The organism is Vibrio sp. Isolate23 (genome assembly GCF_022398095.1).
Classification (GTDB): Bacteria; Pseudomonadota; Gammaproteobacteria; order Enterobacterales; family Vibrionaceae; genus Vibrio; species Vibrio coralliilyticus_A.
Map to the genome: position 1 here is coordinate 96,692 of NZ_JAKEUV010000003.1, position 16,398 is coordinate 113,089.

The following is a 16,398-nucleotide window of genomic DNA, read 5'->3' on the forward strand; positions in this document are numbered from 1 at the left end:
TAAATTAGTCGTTATGGATCTATAATGTATTGATTATTAATAAGTGGCGTAATTTCTCGATCAGTGCACTTTCTTGCACTATTCCTAAATGATCCGTATCCAGCACTTCACTGCTTAGCTGGGTGTTAACTTTTGACAGCTCCGAACTCAACAGCTTGTGTCGACCTTCAGGTTGCCCAGCCCAATATGCGGTTGGTTTGGTATTAATTTCAGGTAACTGATACTCATGACACAGCGCTCTCATGTGCTGCTCTACCGCCCAGCTATACAGCATTTGCTGTGCACTTTCAGATAGATAGTGATCGAAGTTTTGTTCAGCCAACCAAGATGAGAATACGTTTGGCCATTTATCTGGTGTCGATTGGTCAAATCCTGCAAGGCAGGTTTGCTTTTGCCCTTCCGACAACTTACCCAAGAGCAATTCTAGATGCTCAATCAGCTTAGCTTTTGCTTTCGGTGATTCCCATTGATCTTCGGCAATTTCAGTGCCCGGCACATAGCAGTCCAATAACCCGAGGAAAGCGACACTTTCGCCGGCTGCTTCAAGGCGAGCTGCGACTTCCTGACTGAGCGCGCCGCCGAGCGACCAACCAATCAATGTGTAAGGCCCTGATGGCTGTATTTGACGAATAGTCGCGCAATAAGTATCAGCCATTGCGCTAAACGAAATGTCAAAGCGATTTGGATAGACGAAGCTCTGAGACTGAACACCATAAACGGTGCGTTTGCCCGCTAATGCTTGAGCCAGTTTCTGATAGCCAACTGTTCTGCCTGTCACTGGGTGAATGCAGAATACAGGTGCAATCCCGTCAACATCGGTATTAAGCTTTTCGATCAATTTGAGGTCAGCTTTGGCTGCTATCGCCTCACCTTTTTGCGATTTAGATGCCGAGTGTGTTAATTCAAGTTTTTCTTTCCATGCATTGGCTTTGGTCTCGATATCTGATTGCGAATAATGACTCGTTGCATATTCAAAATCAGCGCTCAATACACCATCCACAACTTGAGCATTAATGACCAAAGGCGTCAACATGATGTTTTCATCTGCTTGATCACGCGAGTTTGACGACACTGGTTGGCACCAATGAGCAAAACTATTGCCTTGATACTGCCCTAGGTAATTGAATGTTAGCTCCGCAGTTTGTTCTTGAGGCTCAGCGTCTAAGAAGCGCAGCCCGTAGCCAATGCCTGAATCTTGGTTCAATAGCGCCATACGCTCAGCGATATCGTCTCGAGAATCTGTGGTATTCAAAGTCATCGGATATAGGCTCGTCATCCAGCCCACCATGCGACTGAGATCTAGCCCTCCAAAGACAAACTCGTCACGACCATGACTTTCTAAATACACGCTTTGAGTCTCTTGGTTTCTGTCCGCAATCGCAGATAAAGCAGAGACAAGTTCAGCTGTGATATTTTCACAGCTCAGTAAAGCTGACGTCACCCCACGGCTTAGCTCAACCTTTTGTGAGCGCTTGTTGCCATAGATTGCTTTAGCGTGTGTATTTTCCGCATGCAAAGCTTGTCGATCCCAAACTGCTTTTCTAGCTTTGCCTTGTTCTGTTAATGCCCATGTGTTGAGGCTATCCACAGCCATATCCAAAGAGGTGTAAACAGGCGGTAGCTCAACTGTTTTCGTTGAACTTTCGTCACTAGAAAGCGTTTGCTGATAAGCACGCCATAAGTCATCCATCAGGACTCGCCACGAAACGCCATCTACAGCTAGGTGATGAATTACAATCATCAAGCGAGATTTCTGCCCCTCAATTCGAGCGTAGCCTGCCTGAATCAGTCGGCCTGCTTCGATATCAAGGCTTGTTTGCAACTCGTGAGCAAACACTTCGAATGCTTCTAAGCTATTTAGCTGAGTTTTCCATAGAAGATCATGAGAAACATTCTCGACGTATTGCTGCTGCCATTTACCTTCAGTTTGAGAAAACGACAATCTCAACGCGGGATGGTGCTCCACTAACCCTTTAAGCGCAGTATCCAGTGCCTGAATATCCATATCCTGCTTCAACTCAACACACACATGCTGGTTCCAGTGATTTGGCTGAGCAAAGTTTTGCGCCATGAAATGAGCCTGAATTGGCATCAGACCAAATGGTTCTTTTGGTAACTCTCTTTGCTCTTGCTCAACCGCTGCTTCAAGTACTTGTGCTAACTCGCTCAGTACTGGCGCTTGGAATACTTGTTTTGGAGATACGTTTAGACCTGCCAGTTTCAATTTACTCACTAGCTGAAGGCTCAATATAGAGTCTCCACCTAACGCAAAGAAGCTATCTTCTCGGCTGACAGAATTAATACCCAATAGCTCTTGCCAAAGCTCAGCAAGGAGAGTTTCTTTCTCACCTTCTGGTGGCAAGCCTTGCGACAACTCAGATTTGAATTCTGGTTCGGGCAACGCTTTTCTATCCACCTTACCTGCTGGAGTTAACGGCAACTCTTCTAGCACCACGAGATGCGCTGGCACCATATACTCAGGCAGATGCTCAGCAAGCTCAGATAATATCGAAACGCTATCAGCCTTGTTTGCATCAGCACCATGCAGGTACCCCACAAGGTGGGTCATAGAGCCATGACGATGCGCCGCAACCACGCAAGTCTCTACACCGGATATTTGCTGAAGCCTTGATTCGATCTCACCCAGCTCGATTCTGAATCCACGGATTTTTATCTGTTGGTCAACACGGCCAAAATATTCCATGACACCGTCTTCTCGCCAACGAACTAAGTCACCAGTGCGATACATACGCTCGCCATTATTGGTAAATGGATCCGGAATAAATCTTTCTGAGGTCATATCCGGCTTGCCCAGATACCCGCGTGCCAAGCCGACTTCTTCACCAATGTACAACTCCCCGACTGCGCCTTCGGCAACTTGGTTAAGCAAACCATCCAACACATAAAGTCTACGAGCCCCAACAGGTTGACCGATAGGTGCATAGGCACTGGTCAGCTTATCGTGTGGGTAAGCACGCCAGATCATTGGTGTCACCACGGTTTCTGTAGGCCCATAGCCATTGATAATACGTGGTGGGTTTACGACCGACTGAAGGCGGTCATAGGTTTCACGAGTAAAGGCTTCACCACCCAAAGTCCAAGAACGTACATTCAACCGAGGCTGAGTCGTCTCTATCCAATCCAGCAACGGGCCAACATAACTTGGAGGGAAACAGGCTACCGTAATCCCTTCTTGCTTGAGTACATCACAGGTTTTCTCCGCACTCCACAGTTGTTGGTCGCGAATCACCAAGCGAGAACCAAACGCCAATGGCACTGTCCAGCGCTCTACTGCCCCATCAAAACTGATTGACGCAAAGTGAAGCTCAACGTCATCTTGCGTCATTCCATATTGAGTACCAATCGTCTGCACATGCATACTCAGGCCATCGTGGGCAATCGCGACACCTTTAGGTTTACCCGTCGACCCTGATGTGTAGATGATGTAAGCCAACTGCTCTGGCAAGAGTTCTACTTCTGGCTTGGCTTTTGATAGGCCTTGCCAATCTAACGTATCCATATAAAGCGGTGAAACTGAAGCCGCCTGATCCGAATGTGAGAGGACGTGTGAATCAATCTCTTCCCAACGTGAGCGCAATGATTGATCACTGATTACTAGACTCGCAGCAGAATCCTCGATCATGTAAGCCAGTCGGTCAGTAGGATAATCAGGGTCAAGCGGTAGAAACGCCCCACCAGCCTTCATAATGGCGATCATCGCTATGATCATATCGTTGCCGCGATCAAAAAGAACGCCCACAGCTTGATCGCGAACGACACCCTGTTCTACTAACTGGTTCGCCAGCTGGTTCGATTTTTCTTCCAGCTGTTTAAACGTGACACTTTGCTGGCCATGTTTTAATGCAATAGCTGACGGTTGCTCAATACCCTGAAGGTCGAACAACTCAGTGACGGGTTGATAACGCCACTCACCTTCTGGCTGCGACAGTTGCGATAATCTGGCGAGTTGATCCTCATCCAGTGAGTTAAGCGCTGCCAATGGTGTATTCAGGTTTTGCTCTGCTTGCGAGACTAACAGGTTCAGAGTGCTAGTAAGCGAAACCATCATCTCGGGGTCGATACGGTCTTTGGCATAGGTCAGCGTTACCTGAGTACCGCTCGAAGATTCCAACACATCCAAAGCAACATCAAACAGTGCGAAGTTACCTTTAAGCGCCAGCGGCTTTACCGCTATACCCGGAGCAAACTCAATCGACTCGGTTTGATTGACCTGATGGTTAAACAACACTTGAAAGTAAGGCGTTTCTCCAACCAACCTTTCCCTCAACAATGACGAAACCACACGATCAAACGGCAATAGTTGATGTTCCTGAATCTCCAGCACTTTGCTGTGAGCTCTAGTCATGATTTGACCAAAGCTCTGTTCAGGTTGTACGTCTTGAGCAACCACATTAGTGTTTACAAAAAAGCCAATAACGTCAGATACTTCTGGTCGGGCGCGGTTAGCCATTGGCATACCAATGTTGATATCGTTACGTCCTGTCAACTTGAACAGCGCAGCCTGCCAAATGGCTAGCCAGAAGCTCGAAGTGGTGACGTTATTTTGCCTTGCAAGGCGTGCAATGCGTTCAGAAACATTACCACCAAATTTTAGGCTTACCTGCTGTGCTTCTCGACGCTGATTAGGTTCAATATCGCCCGTCCACTCAAACAGTTTTTGCGGCTGCTTCTCACCCAGCTCTTGCTGCCAGAATTGAAGTTCCTCATCCCCTTTACCCGCTTTTAGCAGTGCATCCTGCCAGACAGAAAAGTCACTGTACTGGATACTCAATGGCTCTAGAGACTCTCCCTGATAAGCGGTGACCAGATCCCGCATAAATAATCCGATAGACCAGCCATCAGACACAATATGATGCATCACGATGATCACATGGGTTTTGTCTTCAGATGTACGAATACACGCCATTCGTACTGGCATCTCATGAAGCAAATCAAACGGCTTGGCAATAAATTTTGATGTCCATTCGCCCAGCTGATTTTCCGTTAAGTGTCTAGCATCTTTAAGCTCAACGTGAGCAATACAGTGTTGGTCAACATGTTGCTTCGGCTCACCTTGGCCCGAAACAACAAAGCGTGTTCTCAAGGCGTGGTGCTTGCTCATGACTTCAGCAAGCGCCAGTTCCATTTTATCGGTAGATAAATCACCAGTGAGCTCAAAACCACCACTGATATGGTAAGCACTATTACCAGCATCAAGCTGGTAGATGTCCCAAAGTCGTTTCTGCGCCGGAGAAAGAGGCACATCGCGCACCTCTTCTGCTGGGACTATCGGTAGCTTTTCAAAGCTCATTCCTTTGGCGTCAAGCAGAGCGATAAATTTCGCCTGCTCCTGCTCACCAAGGTTTAGAAAACGTTTTGCTAATGCAAATTTGTCTATTTTTGGTTTTTGTTGCGCTTTTGAATTTGATTCTTGGGTCATAACAATTCCAACTCGTCCATTAGTGCTGCCATGGCGTCGAGTTCATCCTGTTCTTGTTCATTGTTTGCCTGATACTGAGCTTGAAGTGCATCCGTTAATGCCTGTAACGTCCCAGCGGCAAAGAAGTCTTTTAATGAAATCGCTAAGTCGAGCTCTTTTTGTGCTTGAGCGACGATACGTGTAGCCAACAGAGAATGGCCTCCGAGCGCAAAGAAGTTATCGTCTAAGCCCACTTTTTCTGAGCCAAGGACTTGCTGCCAAGTGTTGGCAAACCAAATTTCCAGTTCACTCTCTGGGGCGCGATATTCCACCTTACTCCACTCTGGAGAAGGCAACGCTTTGCGATCACGCTTACCATTTGGTGAAAGAGGCATTTCATCCAGTGCAACGTAGATAGCGGGAACCATGTAGTCTGGAAGGTGGTCATTCAAGTGCGCTTTAACAGCGGTTTCTTTTTCTGATTCCCACTCACCACACACCACGTAGGCAACAAGCTGCGTACCTGTTTGATGCTCATAAGCAATGACTGCCGATTCATCGACGTCATCGTACTGGTTGAGAACATTTTCAATTTCTTCCAGCTCAATACGAAGCCCACGAATTTTTACCTGATGATCTAATCGGCCCAGATATTCAAGTCTGCCATCTGGCATGCGGACCACTTGGTCACCGGTGCGGTACATACGAGAACCGATGTTTCCATCTTGCTCGCACGCAAACGGATTTGGCACAAAGCGATCGGCGGTCAAATCCGGTCTGGATAGGTACTCACGCGCGAGGCCATCCCCCGCAAGGTATAGCTCACCAGGCACACCGACTGGGACGGGATTCCAACAATCATCCAATACATGAAGCTGAGTGTTGCTAATCGCATGACCAATCGGGATGCGCTTACCGACAGGTAAATCACATTGCCAGTAAGTCACGTCAATAGCCGCTTCAGTCGGACCATAAAGGTTATGTAGCTGGCAACCTGGCGCGCCCGTCAACACTTTTTCAGTCAACTCAGCAGGTAAAGCTTCACCGCTACAAATAATGCGGCGCAGGCTGCTGCACTCTCCAATATCCGTTTCACTTTCAAAAGCATGAAGCATCGAAGGAACGAAATGGATCGTCGTTACGCCCTGCTCGCGAATGGTGTTGTGCAATAACTCAGGTTGTCGGTGATGATCTGGCTCAGCAATCGCTAGTCTTGCACCATACATAAGCGGCCAGAAGAACTCCCATACAGAGACATCAAAGCTAAACGGTGTTTTCTGGAGGACACAGTCACTGGCATCTAACTGATACTCGTTCTGCATCCAAGCCAAGCGGTTGTGTAGTGCCGACTGGGTATTTACCACACCTTTTGGTAGTCCTGTAGAACCAGAAGTAAAGATGACATACAGCGACTGGTCAGCCTGCCAATTTACTACCGGAGCCTCAGTGCTCTGCTCGTTGACTTGCTTTAAGATCTCAGCCTGATTTAACGCCACATACTGACATTGAGGGTTTTCCGGCCATTGTGGCAAGGTGTCACTATCGGTCAGTAAAATGGATACGTCCGCAGACTCAAGAATGTAATTCAAACGTTCTGCTGGATAACTTGGATCCAATGGCACATAAGCACCACCAGCACGAGTAATCGCATGTAAGCCAATCACTAGTTCAAACGAACGTGGTAAACCAAGGCCAACTCTGGTTTCTTCGCCCACACCTTGTTGACGTAGCCACTGAGCCAACTGATTCACTCTGCGGTCGAATTCAGCGTAAGTCATCGACTGCTGCCCCATTGACAAAGCAATCGCCTCTGGGGTGCGCTGTGCTTGAGCTTCAACAGCGACTGGTGGAGGAAGCATGTCACCCCATGATTTCTTCGTCGCGTTGAATGCTTCAATTTGTGCGAACTCGTCAGAATCAACCAACCTCAGTTCAGACAACGTCGCGTTGGGATTCAAGGCAACTTGTTCAAGCAGCTTAAACCAGTGACCAAGTAATGTTTTGACAAACGTTTGATCGAATACTGGTGCTGCATAGTTAACAAAACCACTCCATTCGCCGTCATCATAGGCCTGAACATCTAAGCTCAACTCTAACTGAGCCGCGACCACGCCCGGATCAAACGCTTCTGCTTGTAATCCTCCCCATTCAGCGAGAATTGAGCGCTCAATACGTTGGAAGTTGAAACTCGTCTGGTACAACGGATGGTGCTGCAAATTACCCGTCACACCAAGAGACTCTACCAATACCTCAAATGGCACATCTTGATGGGTCAACGCCTGCTCAGTAAAACGTTTTGTCTCTAGGAGCAGATTGTCGTAACTCATTGCCGCGTCTAACTGCGCAGGGATCACCAAGTTGTTAATGAAGCAGCCTTGCATCTGCTGAGTGTCTGGCTGTGTTCTGCCTGCGACAGGGATACCGACTCGAATTTCATCACGCCCAGAATACTTGTGAAGCAATAAGTGCCACAGGCTTAACATAACGTTAAACGGAGTCGTTGCGCTTTGTGCAGCAAGAGTCTCAATCGCGTTGACCTGCTGCTTGGTCAGAGTGAAGTGATGACGCTGGCCGGTGGTTTCGAGCTGGTCTCTCGCGACATCGCTATGGAGAACAAGCGGCTCAATATCTTTCGCTAACGCCGCTTTCCACCATGACAGTGATTCTTTGGCGCTATCTGACTTTAACCACTCCTGCTGCCAGCTAGCGTAATCGGCGTAATCCAGCGCGTCAGTCTCTACGCTTGACTCAAAGTGTCCAGAATGACTGTACGACGAATAAACAGCCGACAACTCTCGCATTAGGTTTTGAATCGAAATGCCATCAGAGACGATGTGATGGACAACCAGAAGTAATTCAAATTCCTGTTCTGAATGCTTGATTAAGTAAGCTCTCAACAATGAAGGCGATGACAAATCAAAGGTTTCACCGATCCAGTTGAGGCGCTGAGCCTCTATGTCGGAGAACTCATCAGCTGAGTATTCTGCTAATGCAAATTGACTTACATCGTCATCAGAATGGATAGACTGCATCAGCTCGCCATCTACCTGATCGAAGCTGGTACGCAGAGCCTCATGGCGGCCTATCACAGTGCGCAACGACTGCTCTAACCACTCTCTATTCACTTCGCCTTTTAACTTAAGTCCAAGCGGCATGTGATAAGCAGAACTTTCAGGCATCAGCTGTTGAACAAACCATAAACGCTTTTGCGAAGCGCTCACTGGCATGTATTCCATGCGCGGCACTGCTTTGATCGTGACTGCGGGTTCTTTGAGTGATGTACACTGAGTTGCCATCACATCTAGTCTTGGAGAATCAAAGACACTCTGAAGTAAAAGACGAATCTGGTGTTTTTGCTGCAAACGTCCAACAAGCTGTGTAGCAAGTAATGACTGACCACCCAGAGCAAAGAAGTCGTCATTACGACTCACCTTCTCTAGCCCGAACAAGGCTTGCCATTCTTGTGCAAGAAGCTGTTCAATCTCACCTTCTGGCGCTTCATAGGCTTTGTGCTGAACATGGTTATCAGGCTGCGGCAGTTTTTTCTTGTCGACTTTACTTGCTGGCGTCAACGGCATTGACTCCATGACTACAAGCTGTGAAGGCACCATATAGTCAGGCAGTACTTTCGCCATTTGAGCGAGAATATCATCGCCGTTTATTAGGTCAGCGTGACCTTCTGCGTAGCCGACCAAGTACTTTCCAGCTGAACCTTCAAAGGCGGTTACAGCACTCAGTTTACTGCCACTGATACTCTGTAATCGTGACTCGATTTCACCTAATTCGACACGGAAGCCTCGAATTTTTATTTGGTCATCTGCCCGCCCCAGATACTCCATCACGCCATCTTCGCGCCAGCGAACTAAGTCGCCAGTGCGATACATACGCTCTCCGTTATTTGCGAATGGATCGGGAACAAAACGCTCGGCCGTTAAGTCTGGACGATCTAGATAACCGCGAGCTAAGCCAACTTCTTCACCAATGTACAATTCGCCACTGACACCAGACGGAACCGGACGAAGGTCGCCGTCCAATACATAGAGACTACGTGCACCGACAGCAGTACCGATAGGTGCGTAAGCACTTTCTAACGGCGTTTCAGGATAAGCCTGCCAGATCATTGGCGTCACGACTGTTTCCGTCGGGCCGTATCCATTGATAATGCGCTTCGGATTCAGTACCTGCTGAAGCTTGAAATAGGTCTCTCGTGTAAAGGCTTCACCGCCCAGAGTCCAAGAACGTACCGCTAATGTTGGCTGTTCAACCTCTATCCACTCTAGCAGTGGTCCAACATAGCTTGGCGGGAAACACGCGACGGTCACCGCTTCACGCTCGAGTACTTCACATGTTTCTTGTGCACTCCAAAGCTGCTGGTCTCGAATCACCAACTTTGAGCCGAAGGCTAGAGGGACAGTCCATCTCTCAACGGCACCATCAAAACTGATCGAAGCAAAATGCAGCTCGATGTCTTGTGGTGTCATGCCATATCGTTGACCAATGGTTTGAACGTGCATGCTCAGACCTGAATGAGAAACACACACACCTTTAGGTTTACCCGTTGAGCCCGAGGTATAGATCACATACGCCAGCTGCTCTTCCAAAATTTCAGGGCGATTTAAAAGAGGTTGCTGAAGGTCGATTTCAGAATACGCAATGATGTTATCTCGCAGACAAATCTCACGTGCCAATTGTTGCGAACTACCGTCAGAAATCAGCCATTGAGCATCGCTATCTTCAACCATATAAGCCAGTCGGTCTTGAGGGTATGAAGGATCTAAAGGTAGGAATGCAGCTCCGGCTTTCAACACACCGATCATTGCCACCAGCATGTCGGATCCACGGGCAAACATCACACCAACCCGTTGGTCTCGTTGAATTCCACGTGCGATTAGCTCAGCGGCCACACCATCACTGAAGTCATCTAGCTGTTGGTATGACAAAGCAAGCCGTTCCGAACCATTAGTTGATAAGGCCGTTCCCCCAAGAGGATTCGCCACAAGCGCTTCACTATCTGGTTGAGCAAGCACCTGCTCTTTTAATAGTTCAGTGAAAGGTTTGTAAGTCCACGGTTCAGACGCTTTTACATGATCAGATAAGCGAGCCTGTTGTTCGGCGTCCAATACATCAATATCACACAGGTTTTGCGTCAGCTTATCGACAAGCTGCTCAAGATAATGAGACGTCGTTGCTGACAGCGCATCAATATCTGACTGTGAGAATTTCGCTGAGTCGTACGCAAAAACAATACGTAATGATTCACCTGGCAATACCGCCAGCGTTAACGGGTAATGCGTAAACTCATAGCTGTCAGGCTCGCCAATCTTAAGGCCAGTTTCACTAAACAGACTCTCATCCAATGGGTAGTTTTCAAACACCACCAACGAATCAAACAGATTCTCACCAGCAAGTGGAGATTGTGCTTGTACCTCTGACAGAGAGACATGGCTGAATTCACGCTGTGCGCTCGCCTGCTCTTGTATCTCGGCAAGCCATTGATTGGTTTTCGCCTGCCAGTCCACCATCGCTGTAACAGGCAAGGTATTAATGAAAAGCCCAACCATGGCTTCACTGTTTGCTAGTGACGATGGTCGACCCGCAACCGTATTGCCAAAAACAGGCTGAGACTGACCCGTGTAACGTTGAAGCGTCAGTAGCCATGCGCCCTGAATGAGAGTGTTTAGCGTGATGCCAGATGACTTCAGTTGAGACTGCCAACTGCCTAGTACCTCAGCACTGTAATCCACGTTGTGACGCACATGCCCTAGTTTATCTGTGTTCGAACCGTATTGTTCAACCAACATTGTTGGTGCTTCAACACCATTCAGATAACCACGCCAGTACTCTTGAGCACTTTCTGGTTCTTGCTGTACAACCCATTCTAAATAGTCAGCAAAATCATGGCTGACAACAGGCAGGCTCATATTTTGGTAGTGAGCAAATAGTTCGCTGAGTAAAACGCCGGTGCTCCAGCCATCCATCAGAATGTGGTGAATCGTGAAAATACAGGCGATCTCATTGTCGCCCGTTGTCACTAGATCTACTCGCCACAAAGGTTTTAGCTGCTGGACGCTCGCATCTTGTTCCAGTTCGAAACCTTGTTCAATGAGCGAACGTTTATACGACTCTAACTCAAAGCCTACTTCCTCTCGCCCATCAAAGGCTCTGCTAGTGATTCGCAGGTCATCCCATACATACAGGTGCGCCTTACCTTCAACTTGATGCAGCGTACTACGTAGAATCGAATGACGCTTCATCAAGGCTTTCCAACCCTCTTCTAACTGGCCAGCATCAGCACCAGATATTGGTAAGGTAATTTGGTTGACGTAGGTGCTTGTGTCTTGCGATAGCTGAGCGTGGAAGTACAAACCTTGCTGTAGCGTAGACAACGGTAGAATTTGATTCGGAAGTTGATGAGCGTTACCACTTACATGGCTTAGCGTCGCGAGACTCAGGTGAGTATTTGGCGCATCCGCTTGTGTCAAAACGGCGGAGTTAGACGTACAATGTTCCGTCACTACTTTGATTGCCGACTCCAAGTGACGAACATAGGCATCACACTCAGATTGCGACAGAGCAGAAAGTGAAAACTCAAATTCGACATCAAAGCCATCATTAGTTTCACTGATATTCAATGCAATTGCGGCATCAGCTTTGGCATTTTCTGATCGCCATAAGCCAAACTCACCCAGTTCAGCCCCTTTCACATCAGCCTGCGTTGCTCGGCCTAGGAAGTTAAATAGCACATCAACATTGTCTTGATACTGCCATTGCTGCTGAACTACACCCGCTGAATAACTCAAACCACCATCGGTGATTGCATGAGAGCCATCTTTTACACTCGCTAATAGTTCACTGATGCTGTTACTTAGCACAACTTTTTGCGGGAACAGCGCAGTATGCCAGTTAACACTGCGTGAAAGATCCAATCCAAACGACTCACTGAAGCGACCATGGCTTTCGCGATGAATGACAATCTCATTTGCAGACGTTATTTCTTTCACTGCAAGTGCAGACAATGCCATTAACGTCTGCTCCTTGCTCATTCTGGCAAAAGCCTGAGTCGATGCAAATAGAGGTTCAGCGAGTTCTTTAGCAATGTGGTAGCTGTACTTATGAATTTCTTTACTTTCGCTTTCTTGATCTTTACCTTCAGTTAGCGCCGTTGGGAAAGCAGGTTCTGCTCGCTGAGCATTCCAGAATTCGGACTGTTTATGACTGATATGAAGATTCTCTAATGCCTCATACCAGTCAGCCTGATTGTGAGTTTTAGAGGCGAAAACATAAGAGTCGGCTCCCATTTCTTGCTGGTAACTCCCCAGCAAATCTTGAATAAGCACAGGCCAAGAAAGCGCATCAATGACAAGGTGGTGAACGGCAACCAGCATTTCACCCGTCTCAGTATTCAAGCCGACCGACAATGGCTTACCAACAGCAGGATTAATCGCTCTCTGCACAGCATCGATGTCTATCTGCTCTGCATAAAGGTGGAATGCAAAATCTGCGGTTGTCACATATTCAGCTAGATACTTTGCTGCGTCAGATGTTGTTGTATTAGGAGCCTCGAAAGAAAGGCGCAAACTATCGTGATGTTGCACCACTTGCTTAAGTGCTCGAACAATCGCGTCTGCATTGACCGGAGCTAGCAAGTTGAGTTTTGCGTACTGGTTACATAGTTCTAGCTGACCATTCTTATCCAGATAGTTCTCAATGAATCGCTTCTGCATTGGCAGCAAGGATACTTTGCCTTTAAGCTCACCTTGTTCAGCTGGTTTGATTTGGCTATCGAGAACACATAACGCCATTTCACCAAGCACAGGGTAGTCAAACACTTGCTTTGGTGTCAGCATCAAACCTCGTTGACGAAGCTTTCCTACCATTTGCAAAGCGGTAATTGAATCTCCACCAAGTGCAAAGAAATGGCTGTCAGAGCCAATAGACTCTAGTTTAAGGAGCTCACGCCATATTTCAGCCAGCTGATGTTGGATGTCCCCTTCCAGCGGTGCTCCCGCTTTCTGTTCTTCTTCCCAATCCGGTGCGGCAAGTTGCTTGCGATCCACCTTACCAGCAGGTGTCAAAGGGAGTGTCTGGCTAACAATGATACGTGACGGCACCATATAATCTGGCAACTGGGTGGCTAACTCTATACGCCATTGAGATTCAGATTTTTGCTCTGTTTCACTCAATTGAACATAACCGACTAGGCGCTTCCCTGTCGGCGACTCGTGTGCGACAACCGCACAAAACTCAGCATTAGCAAGCGTCTGTAGGCGAGATTCAATCTCTCCAAGCTCAATACGGAAGCCGCGAATTTTTACTTGTTGATCGGCACGGCCAAGGTATTCAACAACACCATCTTGTCTAAATCGAACCAAATCACCAGTGCGATACATACGCTCGCCGTTAGCGGCAAATGGATCCGGAATAAAACGTTCAGCGGTCAAGTCAGGTCGTTTCAAGTAACCGCGAGCAAGGCCAGATTCCATGCCAATGTATAGTTCGCCAACCGTTCCAAATGGTACCTGCTTAAGGTTCTCATCCAGCACATACAACTTACGGTCACCCACAGGCTGACCAATCGGCGCGTACGAGCTTTCCAGTTTATCTTCGGGATAAGCACGCCAAATCATCGGAGTGACGACGGTTTCTGTCGGACCATAACCATTGACGATGCGAGGTGGATTGACCACCCGTTGAATTCGTTCAAACGTTTCTCGGGTAAATGCTTCACCACCTAGAGTCAATGAGCGAAGAGCCAAATCTGGCTGAGTTTGTTCAACCCAATCTAGCCAAGGTCCTGCATAACTTGGCGGGAAACAAGCGATGGTGACTTTCTCGTCTACCAATACTTGAGTCGTTTTTTCTGGTGTCCACAACTGTTGGTCTCGAATGATCAGCGTTGAGCCAAACGCCAGTGGAACAGTCCAACGCTCAACAGCACCATCAAAACTGATAGAAGCAAAATGCAGCTCTGTGTCTTCAGGCGTCATGCCATACTGCTCGCCAATCGTCTGGACGTGCATTGTCAGTCCGCGATGACTCACTGCCACGCCTTTAGGCTTACCTGTTGAACCAGAGGTGTAAATCAAATACGCCAGCTGGTCCAAGTGGATATCTTGATATGAACACTCAGCAAGCTCAGATGCTGCAACCTCAGCTGCTAACAAAGATTCAATAGCAATGCACTCTTGAGCACAATCGGATTGGATGAAAAGACCTTGAGCCTTATCCATCAAGTGTTGCTGAGTCAGTAACTGCTGAGCTTCGCTGTCTTCAAGCATAAAGCTAATGCGCTCAGCAGGATAATCCGGATCAAGCGGCAGGAATGCGCAGCCTGCTCTCATAATGCCCAACATGGCGACCAGCATATCGGTGCCACGCTCCATCATCACACCGACAACACCTTCTGATTGAACCTTTCTTTGACGCAGTGAATCTGCAACTAAATTCGATTGAACATCTAACTCTGCGTAAGTCAGCGTTTTATCGCCATGTTTCAAGGCAATTTTTTCAGGACGCAGTTTTGCTTGCTCAGCCACCAGTGCCATAAAGGTCACTGGATTCCATGTTTGTTGTACCGCTGAGTGCGCTTCCAAGGCCACTGTATCTGAGCTAGATAGCGCGTTAGTCTGTGCTAGAGACTGTTGGGGAGATTGGCAGATCTGGTTCAGAACGTTCTTGTATGTACTTAAAATGCTGTCAATTTGAGCTTGAGTGAACTTCTCTCGTGCATAAACAAGTCGCAGCGATAGCTGCTCTCCTGCAATAGCGTCAAGGACAAGTTCAAAGGGTGTTTCGGTCACCGGGAATTCTTCAAAAAAACCTTTAATTGTGTTGCCATCCTCGCCGGTGCTTTTCACAGCGAGCTTATGCCCGTGACTACGGTAATTGAATGCAGCAGTAGGAAGAGGCGTCTGGCCTAAAAGTTTCTCAATGGGTAGGTGAGAGAACTTCAATGAGTCGCGCAGATTACTTTTCACCTGCTGCACAACTTCTCTCAAGTTCAACTCTGGATTTGCCTGAACACCCAAGACCACATTATTAACGTAAAAACCGATATTCCTTCTATTCGCAGAGTCTCGATTCAATGCTGGTACGGTGATCGACGGATGAGAATTGTTGGCATATGAAGATAGAGTTAACAACAATGCACAAGACAACACCTCGAATTTGGTCACACCAAAATGTTTGGCAGCCTTTTCGACCAAGACTGATTCATCAATACCCAATGACTCTTCTATATGCCCGGCGGTATAAGCGCTCTGCTCCTGAGTCGTCTTGCCTTGAAGAATACAGGGCTCCTCGCCCACTAACTTCAGAGCTTCCCAATCCGCCTTCTCTTTTACAGGATCGAAGTCATTTTGACTTTCAGAAAAATCAAAGTAACTGACCCCTTTTGGGCTTTTGGGTGGCTTTCCTGATACAAATTGAACAATGGAGCTTACAAACAACTGTAATGACCAAGCATCGGTAATTAAATGATGCGCAGCAATGCTCAAAGCAAATTTATCTTCAGCTAGCTGGTATAAGTGAAATCTACACAGTAGCTCATTTCCTAAGTCATACGTCTGGTAAGTCTTAGCTTTGGCTTCTCGCTTTACAATGTCAGCAGAGTCAGCTTCATCGGTCAAATCGACAAAAGCCACTGGGATTCGGTCATAATGCGCAGACTGCTGAGGTTGTCCATCCCTTTGTTCGATCTTAATACGAAAGACTGGGTGCATTTCTAATATCTTAGAAAGTGCGCCTAGGACTTTTTCTTTAGTGATCCCCTCACCCGATAACCATGCAACACCGCCTAAGTTATACGCAATACTTTCTGGCATGAGTTGATGGAACAACCATAGACGTTGCTGAGAATGAGAAAGTGGACTCCAACCACCATTGGCCGGAGTCATCGTGATATCATCCACTGACATACATATACCTAAAAACTGTTAAATGTCAGGTACCTAAACAGCAGGTACCAAAATTAAGCAAAA

2 protein-coding genes are annotated in these 16,398 nt (G+C 47.4%); both read right to left on the minus strand.

Going from position 1 to position 16,398, the window contains the following annotated elements; translation table 11 throughout:
* Positions 1 to 19 precede the first annotated feature (19 nt).
* Entirely contained in the window at positions 20 to 5,440 is a 5,421-nt protein-coding gene (locus L1D31_RS10310; RefSeq protein ID WP_239837046.1) for a non-ribosomal peptide synthetase, read from the minus strand.
* On the minus strand, positions 5,437 to 16,335 hold the full coding sequence (locus L1D31_RS10315) for a non-ribosomal peptide synthetase (protein WP_239837048.1): 10,899 nt from the start codon (positions 16,333 to 16,335) through the stop codon (positions 5,437 to 5,439). The genes L1D31_RS10310 and L1D31_RS10315 overlap by 4 nt, the downstream gene beginning before the upstream one ends.
* Between the last annotated feature and the right edge of the window lie 63 nt (positions 16,336 to 16,398).